The 19,497-nt window shown below is 65.6% G+C and carries 20 protein-coding genes; 12 read left to right on the forward strand and 8 right to left on the reverse strand.

Going from position 1 to position 19,497, the window contains the following annotated elements; translation table 11 throughout:
* The first annotated feature begins 181 nt into the window (after positions 1-181).
* From coxB to ASF09_RS09255, 11 genes are all read left to right on the forward strand, one after another.
* Positions 182-1,360, forward strand: coding sequence for a cytochrome c oxidase subunit II (gene coxB, locus ASF09_RS09210; protein WP_235529770.1), 1,179 nt, complete (start codon positions 182-184; stop codon positions 1,358-1,360).
* 1 nt (position 1,361) lies between these two features.
* Positions 1,362-3,023 (forward strand): cytochrome c oxidase subunit I, encoded by a 1,662-nt coding sequence (gene ctaD, locus ASF09_RS09215; protein ID WP_060525944.1) that lies wholly within the window; start codon positions 1,362-1,364, stop codon positions 3,021-3,023.
* Positions 3,024-3,562: 539 nt separating this feature from the next.
* Positions 3,563-5,032 (forward strand): hypothetical protein, encoded by a 1,470-nt coding sequence (locus ASF09_RS09220; protein WP_060525945.1) that lies wholly within the window; start codon positions 3,563-3,565, stop codon positions 5,030-5,032.
* Positions 5,033-5,091: 59 nt separating this feature from the next.
* Positions 5,092-6,006 (forward strand): heme o synthase, encoded by a 915-nt coding sequence (locus ASF09_RS09225; protein WP_060525946.1) that lies wholly within the window; start codon positions 5,092-5,094, stop codon positions 6,004-6,006.
* Complete coding sequence (locus ASF09_RS20700) at positions 6,003-6,152, forward strand: hypothetical protein (RefSeq protein WP_175518304.1); 150 nt, start codon at positions 6,003-6,005, stop codon at positions 6,150-6,152. Before ASF09_RS09225 ends, ASF09_RS20700 begins: the two co-directional genes overlap by 4 nt.
* Positions 6,152-6,703: a cytochrome c oxidase assembly protein gene (locus tag ASF09_RS09230; protein ID WP_060525947.1), complete on the forward strand. Its 552-nt coding sequence runs from the start codon at positions 6,152-6,154 to the stop codon at positions 6,701-6,703. The genes ASF09_RS20700 and ASF09_RS09230 overlap by 1 nt, the downstream gene beginning before the upstream one ends.
* A gap of 29 nt (positions 6,704-6,732) precedes the next feature.
* A complete protein-coding gene (locus ASF09_RS09235; RefSeq protein WP_060525948.1) occupies positions 6,733-7,659 on the forward strand; it encodes a cytochrome c oxidase subunit 3 in 927 nt (308 codons plus the stop codon).
* Between the two features lie 241 nt (positions 7,660-7,900).
* The gene (locus ASF09_RS09240; RefSeq protein ID WP_060525949.1) at positions 7,901-8,284 is read left to right on the forward strand and encodes a DUF983 domain-containing protein; all 384 of its coding nucleotides are present in this window, start codon (positions 7,901-7,903) and stop codon (positions 8,282-8,284) included.
* The gene (locus tag ASF09_RS09245) at positions 8,281-8,904 is read left to right on the forward strand and encodes an SURF1 family cytochrome oxidase biogenesis protein (RefSeq protein WP_235529771.1); all 624 of its coding nucleotides are present in this window, start codon (positions 8,281-8,283) and stop codon (positions 8,902-8,904) included. The genes ASF09_RS09240 and ASF09_RS09245 overlap by 4 nt, the downstream gene beginning before the upstream one ends.
* Positions 8,905-9,029: 125 nt before the next feature.
* On the forward strand, positions 9,030-10,430 hold the full coding sequence (gene thrC, locus ASF09_RS09250) for a threonine synthase (RefSeq protein WP_060525950.1): 1,401 nt from the start codon (positions 9,030-9,032) through the stop codon (positions 10,428-10,430).
* Entirely contained in the window at positions 10,427-11,296 is an 870-nt protein-coding gene (locus ASF09_RS09255) for a class I SAM-dependent methyltransferase (RefSeq protein WP_060525951.1), read from the forward strand. The genes thrC and ASF09_RS09255 overlap by 4 nt, the downstream gene beginning before the upstream one ends.
* Before the next feature lie 144 nt (positions 11,297-11,440).
* Here the strand turns inward: ASF09_RS09255 and ASF09_RS09260 are convergent, their stop codons facing one another.
* The 3 genes from ASF09_RS09260 to rpsD form a co-directional block, all read right to left on the reverse strand.
* Positions 11,441-12,412, reverse strand: coding sequence for an agmatine deiminase family protein (locus tag ASF09_RS09260; RefSeq protein ID WP_060525952.1), 972 nt, complete (start codon positions 12,410-12,412; stop codon positions 11,441-11,443).
* A complete protein-coding gene (locus ASF09_RS09265) occupies positions 12,413-14,044 on the reverse strand; it encodes a M28 family peptidase (RefSeq protein ID WP_060526299.1) in 1,632 nt (543 codons plus the stop codon).
* A 187-nt stretch (positions 14,045-14,231) separates the two neighbouring features.
* Positions 14,232-14,846: a 30S ribosomal protein S4 gene (gene rpsD, locus ASF09_RS09270; RefSeq protein WP_056017869.1), complete on the reverse strand. Its 615-nt coding sequence runs from the start codon at positions 14,844-14,846 to the stop codon at positions 14,232-14,234.
* A 245-nt stretch (positions 14,847-15,091) separates the two neighbouring features.
* Here rpsD and ASF09_RS09275 point away from each other — a divergent pair, with 245 nt between their 5' ends.
* Entirely contained in the window at positions 15,092-15,391 is a 300-nt protein-coding gene (locus ASF09_RS09275; RefSeq protein WP_060525953.1) for a chorismate mutase, read from the forward strand.
* 193 nt (positions 15,392-15,584) lie between these two features.
* Here ASF09_RS09275 and ASF09_RS19775 read toward each other — a convergent pair whose 3' ends face one another.
* From ASF09_RS19775 to rpiB, 5 genes are all read right to left on the reverse strand, one after another.
* Positions 15,585-16,766 carry a TrmH family RNA methyltransferase gene (locus tag ASF09_RS19775; RefSeq protein WP_082444213.1) on the reverse strand — a complete coding sequence of 394 codons (1,182 nt, stop codon included), beginning with the start codon at positions 16,764-16,766 and terminating at the stop codon, positions 15,585-15,587.
* 165 nt (positions 16,767-16,931) lie between these two features.
* A complete protein-coding gene (gene nrdR, locus ASF09_RS09285) occupies positions 16,932-17,396 on the reverse strand; it encodes a transcriptional regulator NrdR (protein WP_056487307.1) in 465 nt (154 codons plus the stop codon).
* On the reverse strand, positions 17,397-17,576 hold the full coding sequence (locus ASF09_RS09290; RefSeq protein WP_056053298.1) for a hypothetical protein: 180 nt from the start codon (positions 17,574-17,576) through the stop codon (positions 17,397-17,399). It abuts the gene before it with no gap.
* A gap of 5 nt (positions 17,577-17,581) precedes the next feature.
* Positions 17,582-18,892: a serine hydroxymethyltransferase gene (locus ASF09_RS09295; protein WP_060525955.1), complete on the reverse strand. Its 1,311-nt coding sequence runs from the start codon at positions 18,890-18,892 to the stop codon at positions 17,582-17,584.
* Positions 18,889-19,329, reverse strand: a complete 441-nt coding sequence (rpiB, locus tag ASF09_RS09300; RefSeq protein ID WP_060525956.1) for a ribose 5-phosphate isomerase B — start codon at positions 19,327-19,329, stop codon at positions 18,889-18,891. The genes ASF09_RS09295 and rpiB overlap by 4 nt, the downstream gene beginning before the upstream one ends.
* Positions 19,330-19,497: the final 168 nt, after the last annotated feature.

The following is a 19,497-nucleotide window of genomic DNA, read 5'->3' on the forward strand; positions in this document are numbered from 1 at the left end:
CCTGACTTTCGTCAGGATGACGAGAGACTGGCGAGCAATCGAGACAAGGCTTGAGGCGAGCCCCCCCGCTGGGTATAGCTCTTCCCAAATCATAAGCAGACATCCGCGCGTCCGGAATCGGGTTCGCTATAAACCGGGGTCAATAAAAACGATGCGCAAGATGGGGATGAGAGGATTTGCGATGGCAGCGGGGCTCGCACTGGCGAGTCTCGGTGGCGTCGCCGGGCATGCGGCCCAGCCCGTAGCTGCTACAACCGCGCCAGCTGCACCAGCTGCACCAGCACCGCAGGCCGCCGCTACTCCGGGCGGTGTGTCGAACACTGCGCCGACCACAGCCGCTGCGAAACCCACCGCCAACCCGTCCAGCCCCGAGCTGGCGATGGACGGTGCCCCCGTGATGACGGTCAAGCCGATGATCGGCCAGCCGACCGATGGCCTGTTCGGCCTCCAGCCCCAAGTCACCAAGAACGGCCAGTTCGCGCACTGGATGCACAATTCGATCCTGGTGCCGACGATCACGATCATCTCGTTGTTCGTCCTCGCGCTGCTGTTCTGGGTGTCGTTCCGCTACCGCAAGGCCCGCAATCCGGTCGCATCGAAGACCAGCCACAACACCTTCATCGAGATCATCTGGACGCTCGCACCGGTCGTGATCCTCGTCCTGATCGCGGTCCCGTCGATCGGTCTACTGCAAGCGCAGTTCAAGCCGGCGCCCTCGGGAGCCGTCACGCTGAAGGCGATCGGCAACCAATGGTATTGGACCTACCAGTATCCGGACAATGGCGGCTTCGAGATCACCGCCAACATGCTGAAGGAAAAGGCTGACGTCGCCGCCGGCGAGCGTGGCCGTACCGATGCCGATGGCCCCAAGCTGCTCGCCACCGACAACCGCATCGTTCTCCCCGTCGGCGTGCCGATCCGCCTGATCACGACGTCGAACGACGTGATCCACAGCTGGGCGGTCCCAGCGTTCTGGATCAAGCTCGACGCGATCCCCGGTCGCCTGAACGAGACCAGCTTCACGATCGAAAAGCCCGGCCTATATTTCGGCCAGTGCTCGGAACTCTGTGGAGCGCGCCACGGCTATATGCCGATCGCGGTCGAGGCGGTTCCGCCCGCCGAGTACGCGGCATGGGTCAAGGCCAAGGGCGGCACGATGCCCACCCCGGGCAAGGCGTCCGATAAGGTCATCCCGCAGCCCGGCGCCGACGGCTCCGCGGCGAAGGTCGAGGAGGCGGCGGAAACCGCCAACGCCACCGGCCCGGTCGAGAACGTAGCGACCCCCGCCAACGCAACCGCTCCCGCGACGACGCAGGGCGCGACCTCAAACCCGGCCGGCGCCGGCAACGCGGGACAGTAAGATGACCGACACCGCTCTCACCCCGTCGGCCTTCGTGCCCCACGAAGCGCACGACCATCACGATACCGATCACAAGCCGGGCTTCTTCGCGCGTTGGTTCATGTCGACCAACCACAAGGACATCGGCACGCTGTACCTGATCTTCGCGATCGTCGCGGGGATCATCGGCGGCTCGGTCTCGGGCCTCATGCGCGCCGAGCTCGCGCATCCCGGCATCCAGTATCTCCAGGGCTGGGCGAGCATGCTCCACGGCGGTCCCGCCAGCCTCGACGAATCGCTCCATCTCTGGAACGTGCTGATCACCGCGCACGGCCTGATCATGGTGTTCTTCATGGTCATGCCGGCGATGGTCGGTGGCTTCGGCAACTGGTTCGTGCCGATCATGATCGGCGCGCCGGACATGGCGTTCCCGCGCATGAACAACGTGTCGTTCTGGCTGCTGATCCCCGCCTTCACGCTGTTGCTGGCGTCGCCGTTCTTCGGTGGCGCGGGTAACGGCTGGACGCTCTACGCCCCGCTTTCGACCTACGGCGAGCCCGGACCGTCGACCGACATGGCGATCCTCGCGCTCCATCTCGCGGGTGCGTCGTCGATCCTCGGCGCGATCAACTTCATCACCACGATCTTCAACATGCGCGCGCCGGGCATGACGCTGCACAAGATGCCGCTGTTCGTGTGGTCGATGCTCGTCACCGCGTTCCTGCTGCTGCTGGCACTGCCGGTGCTCGCCGCGGCGATCACGATGCTGCTGACCGATCGCAACTTCGGCACGACGTTCTTCGATCCGGCCGGCGGCGGCGATCCCGTGCTATACCAGCATCTGTTCTGGTTCTTCGGCCATCCCGAAGTCTACATCATGATCCTGCCGGGCTTCGGTATCGTCAGCCAGATCATCTCGACGTTCAGCCGCAAGCCGGTCTTCGGCTATCTCGGCATGGCGTATGCGATGGTCGCGATCGGCGTCGTCGGGTTTGTCGTGTGGGCGCACCACATGTTCACGACCGGCCTCTCGGTGAACACCAAGATGTACTTCACCGCGGCGACGATGGTCATCGCAGTCCCGACCGGCATCAAGATCTTCTCGTGGATCGCGACGATGTGGGGCGGCTCGCTCACCTTCAAGACACCGATGGTGTGGTCGATCGGCTTCATCTTCATGTTCACCGTCGGCGGCGTGACCGGCGTCGTGCTCGCGAATGGCGGCATCGACGACTACATGCAGGACACCTACTATGTGGTGGCGCATTTCCACTACGTGCTGTCGCTGGGTGCGGTCTTCTCGCTGTTCGCCGGGTTCTATTACTGGTTCCCGAAGATGACCGGCAAGATGTACAACGAGTTCCTCGGCCAGCTGCACTTCTGGGTGTTCTTCGTCGGCGTGAACGTGATGTTCTTCCCGATGCACTTCCTGGGCTTGCAGGGCATGCCGCGCCGCATCCCGGACTACACCCCGCAGTACGAGCATTGGAACACGGTGGCCTCGGTCGGCTACATGATCATGGCCGCTGGCATGGTGGTGTTCTTCGTCAACCTCATCTGGTCGCTGGTCGCGGGCAAGCCGGCAGGCGACAACCCCTGGGGCGACGGTGCGACGACGCTGGAGTGGACGATCTCCTCGCCCCCGCCTTACCACCAGTTCGAGACGCTGCCGAAGATCGACTAGGATGCGAGGCCGCGTAGCGTCAGCTACGCGCCGGTGCGGCCCGGCCGCACGCATCCGACCGGCCGGCGTGGCAACGCCGCGTCCGACAGCCGTCCTGAAACCCAAGATGTTTCCTCGCGGAGGCGGGGACCCAGTCTGGGCTCCCGCCTTCGCGGGAGAACAAGGAGGCAGGAGCCGACCTGCATCGTCTCCGACCTACGTCATCCCACGTACGCGATCCCCACGCCCGCCACCTTCCACGCCAGTCCCCTCAACCCGTCATCCCAGCAAAGCTGGAATCACACCTGTGACTCCATGCGCTGACCAAATGCGAGACCCTAGCTTTCGCTGGGACGACGGTTGGGGCGGAGGTGGCGGGAAGCGCCTGGGGCGAGGGAATGGCTCTCGGGTCAGGGAGAGGACCGGGCCGACGGGAGGAGGCTGGAACGCCAGGAAGCGTCTGCGCGATGGGAAAAACCGACTGACGGAATGGCATCGGCCAATGCACCCTCCCGTCCCCATTCACCATTCCAAAGGACAATCGCGCTAACCCCACCGCCATGCCGCGCGCGCCAACCCTAGTCCGCCCCAACGCCACCACCGGCATGCCGCGCGCGACCTTCGCCCTGCTCGCCGGCTTCGCCGCGTTCGCGTTCACGATCATCGTCCCCACCGCGCTGCGCGACGGCGACACGGGCTGGCACCTTGCGACCGGTGCGTGGATCGTCGCGCACGCCAGCGTCCCGACCACGGATCCGTTCTCGTTCACCGCCGCCGGGCGCCACTGGGTGGCGCACGAATGGCTATCCGAACTGGCGATGCATGCGAGTTACCGCGCGGCTGGCTGGAGCGGCCTGATCGTGCTCATCGGCGCGGCGATGGCGGCCCTGTTCGCGCTCGTCGCCTATCAGATTCGTCGCTGGCTGAGTACGCGCGCCAGCATCGCCGCGTTGCTGATGCTCGCCACCGGCCTGCTACCGTCTCTGCTGGCGCGCCCGCATATCCTGGCGCTGCCGTTGCTGGCCGGGTGGACGATCGCGCTCCTGCGTGCCCGCGACCGCGATCGATCGCCGCCGCTCGTTCTCGCCGCGCTGATGCTGGTCTGGGCGAACGCACATGGCAGTTTCGTTTTCGGTCTCGCGCTGGTCGGGGTCTTCGCGCTCGAAGCGCTGATCGCCGCAACGCCATCCGACCGGCGCCACGTCGTTATCGGCTGGGGCATGTTCGGCATCCTGTCGGCGATCGCCGCGACGGCAACCCCCGCGGGCATCGACGGCCTGATCTTCCCCTTCTACGTCAACAACCTCGCGCTCTTGAAGCATCTCAACGAATGGCAGCCCGCAGATTTCTCCAGCTTTTCCGGGTTTGAGCTGATCCTGCTCGCCACGCTGTTCGTGCTCCTAGTCCGCCCGGTCCGCATCCCGCCCGTCCGCCTGATCCTGCTGCTCGCCGTGCTCCATCTGACCTTGCAGCATACCCGCCAGGAGATCGTCCTCGTCGTCGTGGGCGTGCTCCTGCTCGCCGAACCGATCGGCAGAGCCTGGACCACGCCAGTCAGCGCCGCGCCCGGCTTCCGCAGGGCTCGCGAGAGCGCGCCGATCATCGCGCTGCTAAGTTTGCTCGCGGCGGGTCTTTCGGCATACCGAATTGCCGTACCGGTCGTCCGCGCCGACAGCGCCGCCATCCCCGTCACGGCGCTCCGCCACGTACCGCGGCAGCTTCGCGATCAGCCGGTCTTCAACGACTATGGCTTCGGCGGTTCGCTGATCCTCGCCGGTATCCGTCCCTATATCGATGGCCGATCCGACATGTACGGCGACCCGTTCACGCTCGACTATTTCGCGATCGCCCAAGGCGACGTGGATCGCTGGCGTGCCGCGAACGCGAAATGGCATTTCGGCTGGACGATCCTGCCGCCACGATCGAATCTGGTGCCGTTGCTCGACCACGACCCTGCGTGGCGGCGGATCTATGCGGACGGCACCGCGGTCATCCACCAGGCCGTACCCGCGCCTCGTCCAACCCCTTGAACCGTCACGACGCGAAGGCTTTCCGACCTCCGCCGCAGCGCGTATAGCGTACCCGAACCATGACTCCTGCTGCCCCCCTCCTGCCGCCGCCGCTCCTGCCACCGGCGCATTGGCGCGACTTCCTTGCGCTGACGAAGCCGCGCGTGATGACGCTCGTCGTCTTTACCGGACTCTGCGGGATGCTCGCGGCCCCGGTCAGCGTGCATCCGGTGATCGGCTTTACCGCGATCCTCTGCATCGCGCTCGGCGCCGGGGCAGCAGGAGCGCTCAACCAATGGTACGAGTCGGACATCGACGCCGTCATGCGCCGCACGCAGAAGCGCCCGCTTCCCGACGGCCGGATGGACCGTCAGGCAGCGCTCCATTTCGGCGTCGGGCTCGGCGCGTTCTCGGTCCTGTTCATGGGGTTTGCGGTCAACGCCGTCGCCGCGGCGATCCTGACCGTCTCGATCCTGTTCTACGTGCTGATCTACACCGTCTGGCTGAAGCGCCGCACGCCGCAGAACATCGTCATCGGTGGGGCCGCGGGTGCGTTCCCGCCACTGATCGGCTGGGCTGCGGCGACCGGTGACATCGCGCTGCTCCCCGTCCTGCTTTTCCTGTTCGTGTTCCTCTGGACGCCGCCGCATTTCTGGGCGCTCGCGCTGTTCATGAAGAGCGATTACGCCGCCGCGGGCGTGCCGATGCTCCCGGTCGTGTCGGGCGAGCGCACCACGCGGACGCAGATCGGGCTCTACACGATCCCGATGGCAGCGGTGGCGGTCCTGCCCTGGCCGCTCGGGCTAACAGGTCAGATCTACGGCATCGCCGCGGTGCTGCTGACCGGCTGGTTCGCGCTGCTCGCCGTCCGCGTCGCGAAGCGTACCACGCATGCCGACGATGCGATGAAACCGGAGAAGGCCTTGTTCAAATACTCGATCCTGTATCTGTTCGTGATGTTCGGCGCCCTGGTCGTCGACCGGTGGTTCGCATGAGCATTCCCGATCCCATCCGCGAGGAAGATCTCATCCGGAGCCGTCAACGCGGTCGCGCGCGCGTAATGGCCATCCTGCTGGGCGCATTCGTAATCCTCGTCTTCGCGATCTCGATCGCCAAGATCCGCGCCGGCATGCCGCACTGATGGCCGGCTGGAAGGCCATGTCGCGCACCAACCGGACCGCGGCGCTCGCGGTGCTCTTCATCTGTTTCATGACCGGCCTCGCCTGGGCCAGCGTACCGCTCTACCGCCTGTTCTGCGCCGCGACCGGGCTCAACGGCACCACCAACCGCGGGCTGGCCGCCCCCGGCGCGGTCGACCACAAGATCACGATAGACTTCGACACCAACGTCAGCCCCAAGCTGCCGTGGAAGTTCACGCCCGAGAATCGTTCGGACACGGTCGATATCGGCGCGCGCGACATGGCGTTCTTCACTGCCACGAACACGTCGAGCAAGCCGCTCACCGGCACCGCGACGTTCAACGTCCAGCCCGCGCAGGCCGGCAAGTATTTCACCAAGATCCAGTGCTTCTGCTTCACCCAGCAGACGCTCAAGCCCGGCGAGACCGCGCGGATGCCGGTGATCTTCTTCGTCGATCCGAAGATCCTCACCGATCCCGACGCCGCCGATATCCAGACGATCACGCTCAGCTATACGTTTTACCCGGTGGATTCCGCGAAAATCGCAAGCTAGGGTGCGGCAAAACGACTAGGGGAGTACCAATGGCTGGCGCCAAGAACCATGATTACCATATCCTGCCGCCGAGCATCTGGCCGTTGGTCGGATCGTTCTCGGCGCTGATCATGGCGGTGGGCGGCATCATGTGGATGCACGGCGGCCATATTGACAAGCCCAATGGCGGCGGCTGGATCTTCTTCATCGGCCTGACCGGGCTGCTCTTCACCTTCTACAGCTGGTGGGCACAGGTCATCAAGGAAGCGCACGACGGCGATCACACCCCCGTCGTCCAGCTTCATTTCCGCTACGGGATGATCCTGTTCATCGCCTCCGAAGTGATGTTCTTCGTCGGCTGGTTCTGGGCGTTCTTCGACTTCTCGCTGTTCCCCACCGCGATGACCTTCGCCGACGGCACCGTCACGCGGGCGGTCGAAGGCGGCGCGGCGATCGTTGCGCAGTGGCCGCCCAAGGGACTGACGGTCATCAACCCGTTCGAACTGCCGCTGCTCAACACGCTGATCCTGCTCACCTCAGGCACCACGGTGACCTGGGCGCATCACGCACTGATCCACAACCAGCGCGGCGGCGAAAAGACCGGGCTCTGGGGGATGATCGGCGTCGGCAACCGCGACGGCGTGCTCAAGGGCCTGTGGCTGACCGTCATCCTCGGCGCGCTGTTCAGCTCGATCCAGGCGTATGAATACGTCCACGCGCCGTTCCCGTTCAAGGGCATCAACTACGGCGCATCGTTCTTCATGGCGACCGGCTTCCACGGCTTCCACGTGCTGATCGGCACGATCTTCCTGATCGTCTGCCTGGTCCGCGCGTACAAGGGCGACTTCACCCCGCGTCAGCACTTCGGCTTCGAAGCAGCGGCGTGGTACTGGCACTTCGTCGACGTCGTCTGGCTGTTCCTGTTCGTCACCGTCTACGTCTGGGGCGGCTGGGGCGCCCCCGTCCACGGCGGTTGAGCTTCTACTGTCCCGTCTTTAGCCGCCACCCCGGCGCAGGCCGGGGCCCAGTTGGAAAGGTTGCAGTAACGAAACGTGTTCCTCCGTTAGCAACGTCCCCCAACTGGGCCCCGGCCTTCGCCGGGGTGGTGAACGCCAGGGCACTTATCCAAGCCTTCTCCCTTCCCTTGTTCTCCTGCGAAGGCGGGAGCCCAGTCTGGGTCCCCGCCTTCGCGGGGACACAAGTGGGCTCAATAAAGCCATGACCGAAGACCCATACCCGCTCGCCAACGCCCCCACGATCGCCCAGGTCGCGCTCAAAGGCCTATGCCCCCGCTGCGGCAAGCCCACGCTCTTCGCGAAATGGTCCAACTTCGCCGACCGTTGCCCGAACTGCGAGCTCGACTTCAGTAAGTTCAACGTCGGCGACGGCCCCGCTGCATTCCTGACCCTGATCCTCGGCGCGCTCGTCGTCGCGCTCGCGATCACGCTCGAACTCAAAGTCCACCCGCCGCTCTGGCTGCACATGCTGATCTGGATCCCCTTCACCGCCGGCGGAGTCGTCCTCTCGCTCCGAGCAGCCAAGGGCGCGCTCATGTCCGCCGAATACCGCAACGCAGCCCGCGAAGGCCGAATCGACCCGTGACCCGACGCATCCCGATCATCCCCACCATCCTCGTCACGCTCGCGATCGCGGCGATGATCGCGCTCGGCCTATGGCAACTCCTCGACCGCCTCCCGAAAAAGGAAGCGTTCCTCGCGCAGCTCGCCGCCAACCCCGCCAAGCCGCAGATGGCTTTCCCGCGCTTTCCCGACGAGACGCTCCTCTTCCGCCGCGCCTCGGGCCTCTGCCTCCAGCCGACCGATATCAAGCTTGCCGGCGCCGGCAAATCCGGCTTCCGCGCGATCGCCGAATGCAGGACCGGCGCGGAAGGGCCCGGCATGATCGTTCAGCTCGGTACGACGCGCGACCCGATGGCCAAAGTCGCCTGGAGCGGCGGCGAAGTCTCCGGCTTCATCAGCCACGCGCCCGACGGCCGTTCGCTGATCGGATCGCTGTTCGATCACACCCCGCAGCGCCTGATGCTGGTCGCCGACACCCCGCAAGCGGGGCTAAGTCCCAACGGCAAGCCCGATATCGCGTCGGTCCCGAACAACCACCTCGCCTACGCAGGCCAATGGTTCTTCTTCGCCGCCACCGCCGCGATCATCTACACGCTCGCGCTACGGCGCCGGCCAACACCTCCTCCGTCATCCCGGACTTGATCCGGGACCCAGGGGTACAGCACGCACCCTCCGCGGCTCTGGATCCTGGGTCGAGCCCAGGATGACGGCGTAAGGGAGCGTCCGAACGCTTGTCGCCCTCCCCCCCATTCGCTAACCGATTGGCCATGCGTTACATCAGCACCCGCGGCTCGGCGCCCATCCTCGATTTCGAAGCGGCGACACTTACCGGCCTCGCCTCCGATGGCGGCCTCTACCTCCCCGACGCGTGGCCGACGATGACCTGCGACGAGATCGCCGCGCTCGCCGGGCTGTCGTATGTCGACACGGCGATTGCAGTGATGGCCCCGTTCGTCGGCGACGCGATGACGCGTGCCGAACTAAAGTCGCTCTGCGAACAGGCATACGGTCGCTTCTCGCACGCCGCCGTGACCCCGCTGGTGCAACTCGACCACGACCAGTGGCTGCTCGAACTCTTCCACGGCCCGACTCTCGCGTTCAAGGATGTCGCGCTCCAGCTGCTTGGCCTCTTCTTCGAGCGCTTCCTCGCCGGCACGGACAAGCGCCTGACGATCGTCGGTGCGACCAGCGGCGACACCGGCTCGGCGGCGATCGACGCGGTCGCAGGGCGCGAGGGGATCGACATCTTCATGCTCCACCCTGTCGGCCGGATCTCCGACGTCCAGCGCCGCCAGATGACCACCGTGCTCAGCCCCAACGTCTACAACATCGCGATCGAGGGCAGCTTCGACGACGCGCAGGCGCTCGTGAAGGCGATGTTCAACGACCGCGCCTTCTCGACCAAGTTCGCGCTGTCCGCGGTCAATTCTATCAACTGGGCCCGCCTGATGGCGCAGGTGGTGTACTTCTTCTACGCGGCCGTCCGCCTCGGCGCGCCCGATCGCGAAGTCGCGTTCGCGGTCCCCACCGGCAATTTCGGCGACGTCTTCGCCGGTTATGTCGCGGCAAAGATGGGGCTGCCGGTGGCCAAGCTGGTGGTCGCGACCAACGTCAACGACATCCTCCACCGCGCGCTCAGCACCGGCGATTACTCGAAGGGGGGTGTCCAGCAGACCCCGACCCCGTCGATGGACATCCAAGTGAGCTCGAACTTCGAACGCCTGCTGTTCGATCTCGGCGACCGTGACGGCGCAGCCCTCGCGGCACAGATGGCCGGCTTCGAATCATCGGGAGCGATGCGCCTGACCAACGCGCAGTCGCAGGGTGCCGCGGCCCTCTTCCAGAGCGAGCGGATCGACCTCGACGACATGACGCTGGCGATGCGCTGGGCACACGAGCACGCCGGCCAAGTAATTGATCCGCACACCGCGATCGGCCTCGCCGCAGCCCTGCGTACCGAAGTCCCCGCCGGCGTTCCCATCGTGACGCTCGCCACCGCGCACCCCGCCAAGTTCGGCGATGCGGTCGAGCGCGCCACCGGCGTCCGTCCCTCGCTACCAACCCGCGTGGGCGACCTGTTCGACCGCGAGGAGCGCTACGCCACGCTGCCTGCGACCTTCGAGGCGATCACCGCGTACATCACCCAGCGCGCGAAGCCGTCGGCATGAAGCTGGAAACCCTCATCGGCGAACCCTGGGCGGACTACGGCCTGATCGATTCCGGCCACGGCAAGAAGCTCGAGCGCTATGGCCGCTTCCGCTTCATCCGTCCCGAGCCGCAGGCCATGTGGGCGCCCGCCTCGACCGACTGGCAGGCGCAGGGCGAATTTGTCCCCGGCTCGGACGAAGACGGCGGCGGCCGATGGGAATTCTCCGAGCCCGTCCCCCGCGAAGGCTGGACGCTCAAGTGGAACGAGGTGTCGTACACCGCGCAGACCACCCCGTTCCGCCACCTCGGTTTCTTCCCCGACATGGCGCCGGTGTGGAGCTGGATGCGCGAGCGCGTCGCGGGGCTCGATTCGCCCGAATGCATGAACCTGTTCGGCTATACCGGCGTCGGCACGCTGGCGATGGCGACCAAGGGCGTCCGCATGGTGCACGTCGATGCGTCGAAGAAGTCGGTCGAGGCGGCCAAGGCCAACGCGAAACTGTCGGGCATGGCCGACGCGCCGATCCGCTGGATGACGGATGATGCGGCGAAGTTCGTCGCGCGGGAGGTTCGGCGGGGGCGGCGGTATGATGGGATTTTGCTCGATCCGCCGAAATATGGGCGTGGGCCGGAGGGTGAGGTCTGGCGGCTTGAAGAGGACCTTCCCAAGCTTATCGCCGACTGTCGGAAACTCCTCGACGAGAACTCCCGCTTCCTGTTCCTGACGGTCTACGCGGTGCGGATGTCCGCGCTGGCGATCGGCGAGTTGCTGAACCAGGTGTTCGCAGACCTCCCCGGCAAGATCGAAATTGGCGAACTCGGCGTCCGCGAAGAAGCGCGCGGCCTAGTATTGCCGACGGCGATCTGGGCCCGCTGGAGCCGCTAAGCCCGCTTTGATTAGGCACCACCCCGGCTAAGGCCGGGGCCCAATTGGAAAGGTTGGCGTAACGAAGGGTTGTCCTCCGTTGGCTAAGTCCCCCAATTGGGCCCCGGCCTTCGCCGGGGTGGTAGTTGGTTGAGAAACTCCCGCTTACCCCGGAATCTGCTGCGAGATGCAGTGGAAGCTCCCGCCGCCCGTCAGGATGTGATCCGCACGTTGCCCGACCACCTCACGGTCCGGGAACAGCGCCTGGATCGCCACCACCGCCGCTTGGTCGTTCTCGGCGCCGTACAACGGCACCACCACCGCGGCATTGCCGATATAGAAGTTCATGTAGCTCGCCGGCACGACCTCCTCGTCACGCAGCACGCGCCCCGGCGAAGGGATCGTCACGACCTGCAGCCCAGCAGTTTCGGCATCCCGCGCCGCGTTCTGGTACACCTGCCAGTTCGGGTCGTTGTCGGTCGCCTTCGGGATCGCCACCCGCCCCTCGCCGACGAACCGCGCGAGGTTGTCGACATGGCCATCGGTATGATCGTTGACCAGCCCGTCGCCCAGCCACACCACGCGAGTGTAGCCAAGATCGGATGCCAGCCGCGCCTCGATCTCCGCCTTGGTCAGCGACGGATTGCGGTTGCGGTTGAGCAGGCACTGCTGCGTCGTCACCACCGTCCCGGTACCGTCGCCATCGATCGCGCCGCCCTCGAGCACCCACTCGCATGCCTCGACCCGCTTATGCCGGCTTTCCGCCAGCCGCTGCCCGATCGTGTCGTCGCCCGGCAGGTCGTACTTCCCGCCCCAGCCGTTGAACCGGAAGTCCCGCGCGCTGCCGTCGCCGACGATGATCGGCGCGGTATCGCGCAGCCAGATATCGCCGAACGGCTCGACCACCACGTCCGCGAAAGGGGCCAGCTTCTTGGCGGTGGTCGCCGACCCGACGTCGGCCGCGACCAGGATCACCGTCTCGCCCTTGCCGCCGGCGTGCACCGCCTTGGCAAACGCGACGACCTCGTCCCGCGCGGGCTCGAGATCCTCAAGCCACAGGTCCGCATGGCTCGGAAAGCCGATCCAGACGGCCTTGTGGTGCGCCCATTCGGCGGGGGTAGAGACGGTCGTGGTCACTTACTTGGCTCCTGCGCGATCGCGGTCACGGATGCCGCGGAATTCGGCGGTCTTATACCAGTTTGGCCACAGACTGGTATCGTCCGCGAGCTTGCGCCCGAGCCCGTAATAGATCGTTAGGTCCTCGACCGCACCCGACCAGTCCCACTTCGCATCATATTCGTCCGCAGGCTTGTGGTACCGATGCGCGACATAATCCTCGCGCGCCGCATGCCCCGCCGCCGTACCGCCAACGACAAGGTCCTCGCCGCTGCCGCCATCGAGCATTGGCACGCCGAGCTTGGCAAAACTGAAGTGATCCGACCGATAATAGCCGCCGCGCTCAGGATTTGCCTCGACGCCGATCACGCGGCCCTCGGCAGCGACGAACGGCTTCACCAGATCCTCGATCTCTGACTTGCCCGCACCGGTCAGCACGAAGTCCTTTGCCCGGCCATCGACGTTCAGCACATCCATGTTCACGCCGCCGACGGTATGCGCGAGCGGGTAGATCGGATGCTCGGCATAATAGCGCGACCCGAGCAGCCCGGACTCCTCCGCCGTCACCGCCAGGAACGCGATCGAGCGCTTGGCCGGCCCCGCCTTCGCCTGAGCCTCGGCCAAGGCCACCAGCCCGGCGACCCCGCTCGCATTGTCCGCGGCGCCGTTGCAGATGTCGTCGCCATCGACCGCGTCGCAGCGCCCGAGATGATCCCAATGCGCCGAATACATCACGTAATCGTTCGGCGCGGCCGTCCCCGGCAGCACGCCGATCACGTTCTTCGACGCCTGCCGCTTGATCGTGTTGTCGAACCCACCGCCGAACTTCAGCCCGAGCGGTACCGCCTTGAACCCCTTCACCTTGGCCGCCGCCGCCAGCGTCGCATAATCCTTGCCCGCGCTCGCGAACACGCGCTCCGCCGCAGGCTTCTGCATCCAGCCGACGATCTGCGACTGGTCGAGATGATCGCCCTTCTCGTCCAGCTCGAGCTGCGGCCCGGTCCAGGACGACTGCACCACCGCCCACGGATACGCCGCCGGCTCGGTATCGTGGACGATGATCGCCGCCGCCGCGCCGTGCTTCGCCGCATTCTCGAACTTGTACGGCCAGCGCCCGTACCACGTCATGGCGCGGCCCTCGAACGGCCCCTCGCGCGACATCGTCTGCCAATCGGCATCGTTGATGAGGATGACCACCGTCTTCCCCTTCACGTCGGTGCCGGCATAATCGTCCCAACCCTTTTCAGGTGCGGTAATGCCGTAGCCTACGAACACCACGTCGCTGTTTGCCACTGCGGACTTCGGCGCCACGCGGTACGTGCCCGCCACCATGTCGGTGCGATAGGCGAGGCTGACGGGCGCCTTGCCGCCGGTGAACACGTAAGGCTTCACGTTCGTGGCGGTGATCTCCACCATCGGCACGTCCTGCGTCCACGCCCCCTTATTGCCGGGCTTCAACCCCGCCGCCTTCATCCGCTCGACGATATACGCGACGGTCTTCGCCTCGGCGGGCGTGGTCGGCGCGCGGCCTTCGTACGCGTCGGACGACAGCACCTGCGTGACGGTCTTCAACGTCTCGACCGAGATCACGGGAGTAGTCTGCGCGGACGCGGCGGTCCCGAGCAGCAACAGAGACAGGATGGCAGCACGCATGATCATTTCCCCGATGAGTTGCGCGCGTTCTGGCAAAGCCGGGGGCCTATGTCCACGCGGCGACAGGGGGCAACGAAAAAGGGCGGCCCCGCAGGACCGCCCTTTTCTGTTCCAAACCTCGCCGTGGCAAAGCCACGTCGTCGGACATCGCTTGAGCGACGCCGGCCGGTCGACGAATTTACTCGGCTTAACGCGAGTAGAATTCGACGACCAGGTTCGGCTCCATCTTCACCGGGTAAGGCACTTCGTCGAGCGTCGGAACGCGCGTGAAGGTGACCTTGGCCGCACCGTCGGGGGCGACATAGTCGGGGATCTCGCGCTCGGCGAGGCTCTGGGCTTCCATGACCAGCGCCATTTCCTGCGCCTTCGAACCCAGCGTGATCTCGTCACCGACGAAGCAGCGACGCGAGGCGATGTTGCACTTCACGCCGTTGACGCGGATGTGGCCGTGCGAAACGATCTGGCGTGCCGCGAAGATCGTCGGTGCGAACTTGGCGCGGTAGACGATCATGTCGAGGCGCTGCTCGAGCAGGCCGATCAGGTTCTGCGAGGTATCGCCCTTCAGACGCGCAGCTTCGTGGTAGCACGCACGGAACTGCTTCTCGGTGACGTCGCCATAATAGCCCTTGAGCTTCTGCTTGGCGCGCAGCTGGATACCGAAATCGCTGACCTTGCCCTTGCGGCGCTGGCCGTGCTGGCCCGGGCCGTATTCGCGCTTGTTGACCGGCGACTTGGGACGACCCCAGATGTTCTCGCCCATACGGCGATCGAGTTTGTACTTCGCGCTTTGACGCTTCGACATAGTAAGTCCTTGGCAATTCGAACAACGTGATCTGCCTTCCCGATCCGAAAACCGGTTCCCACGTTTGCGGGGAAGGCAGGGTTTGTCCCGGTATCGCTCTGCTTGCTGTACGAGACAGGGCAGGGCCACCGCTTCACCGGGGTGCAGGGCCATTGCGAACGCGGGCGCCTAGACGGGAGGGACGTCAGAGTCAAGCTCGGCGGTCGTGCTGGACAGGCTGCGAGGGTCTCGGCAAGAGGCGGCGCATGACCATACTATCCGGCCCAGACTGCACGACCATGACCGACGTCCGCGCGGGCGTCGACGCGCTCGACCGAGAGTTGGTCGCGTTGCTCGCCAAGCGGTTCGCGTACATGGACGCCGCCGCACGCATCAAGCCCGAGCGCGGGCATGTGCGAGACGAAGCGCGGAAGACGCAGGTAATCGACAACGCGCGGGCTGAAGCGGTTAAGCTTGGAGTGCCGGACGCGGTGGTCGCGGACCTATGGGAGACGCTGGTCGAAGCCTCGATCGCCTATGAACTGGCAGCGTTCGACAGGCGCTAAGCCTGCTACCAATTTCGTTCCCGACCCCGTCACCGACACCGCCCCCTCACCCGTTCGTGCTGAGCGAAGTCGAAGCACCTTCGCTTGGGTCACACCCTTCGACTTCGCTCAGGGCGAACGGAAGGCGGGGGCGAACGGAGGCGGGGGCGAACGGAAGGCGGGGGCGGACGGAAAGGGGTGAGCCGGGCAGGAATCAGCCCCGCGGCCGCTTCCCCGCCAGCGACGACAACACCCCGCGGAGAGTCCGGACCTCCTGCGACGACCAGCCGGGCTTCGTCAGCAACGTCCGCAGCGTCCGCCGCGTCGACTGCATCTTGTCGGGCAGGTGGAAGAACCCCGCCCCCGTCAGCATCACATCGAGCTGCCCGATCATCCCGTCGAGCTCCTCCTGCGGTGCAGGCGGCATGATCGGATTGATCGATGGCTGCGACAGCGCGCGATCGGCGGTCAGGCCCTTCGACCATTCATACGCGACCAGAATCACCGCCTGGGCGAGGTTGAGCGAACCGAACTCAGGGTTGATCGGCACCGTGATGATCGTCCGCGCGACCGCGACGTCGTCGGTTTCGAGCCCGGAACGCTCGGGCCCGAACAGGATGGCGGAGCGGCCGGGCGCGGCGTGGATCTCGGTCGAGGCCTGTTCGGGGGTGACGACGGGCTTGGTTACGCCGCGTTTCCGCACTGTGGTGGCGTAGATCTGCGCGCAATCGGCGGTGGCGGCGGCGACGCTGTCGTAGACCTTGGCGTTCTGGAGCACGATGTCGGCACCGCTGGCGGCGGGACCGGCAGAGGGGTTGGGCCAGCCGTCCCTTGGGGAGACTAGGCGCATCTCGGTTAGGCCGAAGTTGAGCATCGCGCGCGCGGCCTTGCCGATGTTTTCGCCGAGTTGGGGGCGGACCAAGACGATGACTGGGGGTGGGGTTTCGTCCGCCAAGGTGCTTCGACTTCGCTCAGCACGAACGGGGGGGGGAGATGGGGGCCCCTCCCCCTCTTCCGATCGGTCGTGGGTCTCACCACCCGAAATGACACGCTTCTCCTCTTCCGAAGAGATGCCCCCCCCTTCCGTTCGCCCTGAGCGAAGTCGAAGGGCCCGCTCCCGCGGGGGGATCGCCGCGTCGTGCAAATCCGCCCAATCCTCACGCGCGAGCGCTTCCTTCTTGCGCCGCGACCAACCCTTGACCTGGAACTCCGCTGCAAGCGCTTCCTGCCGGCTGCCGAAATCCTGGCACCACATGAGCGTCACCGGCCGGCGCGTCTGGGTGTATCCCGATATCTCGCCGAGGTTATGCTGGCCGATCCTGCGCTCCAGGTTATCGGTATGTCCGGTGTAATAACTGTTGTCGGCGCAGCGCACCACATAGGCCCAGAATGTCATCGGGGCGGCTTACGCGGGGGCGTGGTGTCGGGACAAGTCCTTCGACTTCGCTCAGGACGAACGGGGTTGGGTGTTGAACTTGCTACCAGGGGCAGACATTACCCTACCCGTTCGCCCTGAGCGAAGTCGAAGGGTGCCTCACTTGGGTCGCAAGGCAGGCCCAAATCACTCCGCCCGCCCAACCTCCTCAACGCTCCCGGCAAAAGCCTCGAAGTCCTTCGCCTCGCTGAAATCCCGGTACACACTAGCAAACCGGATATACGCCACGGAATCGAGCCCCTTGAGCCCGTCCATCACCATCTCGCCGATCCGCTTCGACGTGACGTCGTTCTCGCCCAGCGTCTCCAGCCGCCGCTGAATACCGCTCACCAGCTTCTCGATACGCCCAGCCTCGATCGCCCGCTTCCGCGTAGCGATCGACAACGACCTGAGCAGCTTCTCCCGATCGAACGGCTCCCTGCGCCCCTCGCTCTTCAGCACGAACAGCTCGCGCAACTGGATCCGCTCGAACGTCGTGAAACGCGCGGCGCAGCCTTCGCATTGGCGCCGGCGTCGGATTGCCGCCCCGTCTTCGGTGGGGCGGCTGTCCTTTACCTGGCTGTCTTCATGTCCGCAAAAGGGGCAGCGCATTCAGACCTTCTTCTTGCCCTTGTAGTACGCGTAGCCCGCGCCCGCGAGTGCGCCGAAGATCGGGCCGATCACCGGCACCGGGATCGCCACGACCGCGCCGAGCGCGCTCCACTTGGCCATGCTCTTGCCGAGGCCGGGGGTCGCCTTGATGTCGTTCTGGACGTCGTCGAACTTCGACATGCTGTTTATCCTTGATAGATCGGGAAGCGCGCGCAGAGTGCACGAACACGCGTCCGAACGTCCGCCTCGACTTCCGGGTCCCCATGTTCGCCCTTTTTCGCGAGGCCGTCCAGCACGTCGGCGACCATGTTGCCGATCTCGCGGAATTCCGCCGGCCCGAACCCACGCGTCGTACCCGCTGGCGAACCGACGCGGATGCCGCTGGTCTTGACCGGCGGCAGCGGATCGTTGGGGATGCCGTTCTTATTGCAGGTTATCCCCGCACGCTCCAGCGCCTCGTCCGCATCGCGCCCGGTGATGCCCAGCGGCGTGAGGTCGATCAGCGCCAGATGCGTGTCGGTGCCGCCCGAGACGACGTCCGAACCACGCTCCTTGAGCGTCGCCGCGAGAACCTTCGCGTTCTCGACGACCGCAGCGATGTAGCTCTTGAAGTCAGGCTGCAGTGCCTCGCCGAACGCAACCGCCTTCGCCGCGATCACGTGCATCAGCGGCCCACCCTGGAGGCCCGGGAACACCGCCGAGTTGAACTTCTTCGCCAGCGCCTCGTCATTGGTCATGATCATCCCGCCGCGCGGACCGCGCAGCGTCTTGTGCGTGGTGGTCGTGACGACATGCGCATGGCCGAACGGCGTCGGGTGCAGGCCCGCCGCGACGATCCCCGCGAAATGCGCCATGTCGACCATGAAATACGCGCCGACCTTGTCCGCGATAGCCCGAAAGCGCGCGAAGTCGATCGTCCGCGGATAGGCCGAACCGCCCGCGATGATCAGTTTCGGCTGATGCTCGACCGCCAGCGCCTCGACCTGATCATAGTCGATCAGGTGCGTGGTCGCGTCGACGCCGTACTGGACCGCGTTGAACCACTTGCCCGACATCGCCGGCTTCGCCCCATGCGTCAGGTGACCGCCCGCATCGAGGCTCATGCCGAGGATCGTGTCGCCGGGCTTGACCAGCGCCAGCATCACCGCGCCGTTCGCCTGCGCGCCCGAATGCGGCTGAACGTTGACGAACCCACAGCCGAAGATCTGCTTGGCGCGCTCGATCGCGAGCGTCTCGACCGTGTCCGACGGCGCGCAGCCCTGGTAATAGCGCTTGCCCGGATAGCCCTCGGCGTATTTGTTCGTGAACACCGAGCCCTGCGCCTCGAGCACCGCCTTCGAGACGATGTTCTCCGACGCGATCAGCTCGATCTGCGTCTGCTCACGTTCCAGTTCGGCGGCCACGCCGGCGAATACGGCAGCGTCAGCATCGGCGAGGCCGCGCGTGAAAAAGCCATCCGGCTGGACGTCGTGGAGTTCGCGGGGCTGAGTGCTCATGCGGGGACCTTTGTGGAAAGTTTGTCGACACGGAGTTGATGACGGCCGCCGGCGAAATTGGCGGACAGGAAAGCTTCGACGCACGCCTTCGCCATTTCCTCGCCGATCAGGCGCGCGCCCATCGCGATGGCGTTGGCATCGTTGTGGATGCGCGCAAGGCTCGCCGACAGCGGTTCGGACACAAGCGCGCAGCGGCAGGCGGGATTGCGATTGGCAGCAATCGAGATGCCGATCCCGGAGCCGCACAGCGCGATACCGCGCTCGGCGCGACCATCGGCGATCGCCGACGCCAGCTTGAACCCATAGTCAGGATAATCGACGCTGGCGGTGCCTTCGGGCCCGAGATCGAGCACGTCATGCCCCGCCTCGCGCAGCCACGTAGCGAGCACCGCTTTCAACGAAACGGCGGCGTGATCGGACGCGATGGCGATGCGCACCTGGCGTAATCCTGTGACGGGAGATCGGGTGCCCAGCCCCATACCCACCCGAGCCGGAATTTGCCATACCTGTTCGCGGGTCGTGAGGGACGACGGCATCCCATTTCACCCCGTCATCCTGACGAAAGTCAGGACCCAGGGTTACAAAGCGCCGTTCTGCGTTACTTT

Source organism: Sphingomonas sp. Leaf242 (assembly GCF_001422045.1).
In the GTDB taxonomy this organism is placed as follows: Bacteria; Pseudomonadota; Alphaproteobacteria; order Sphingomonadales; family Sphingomonadaceae; genus Sphingomonas.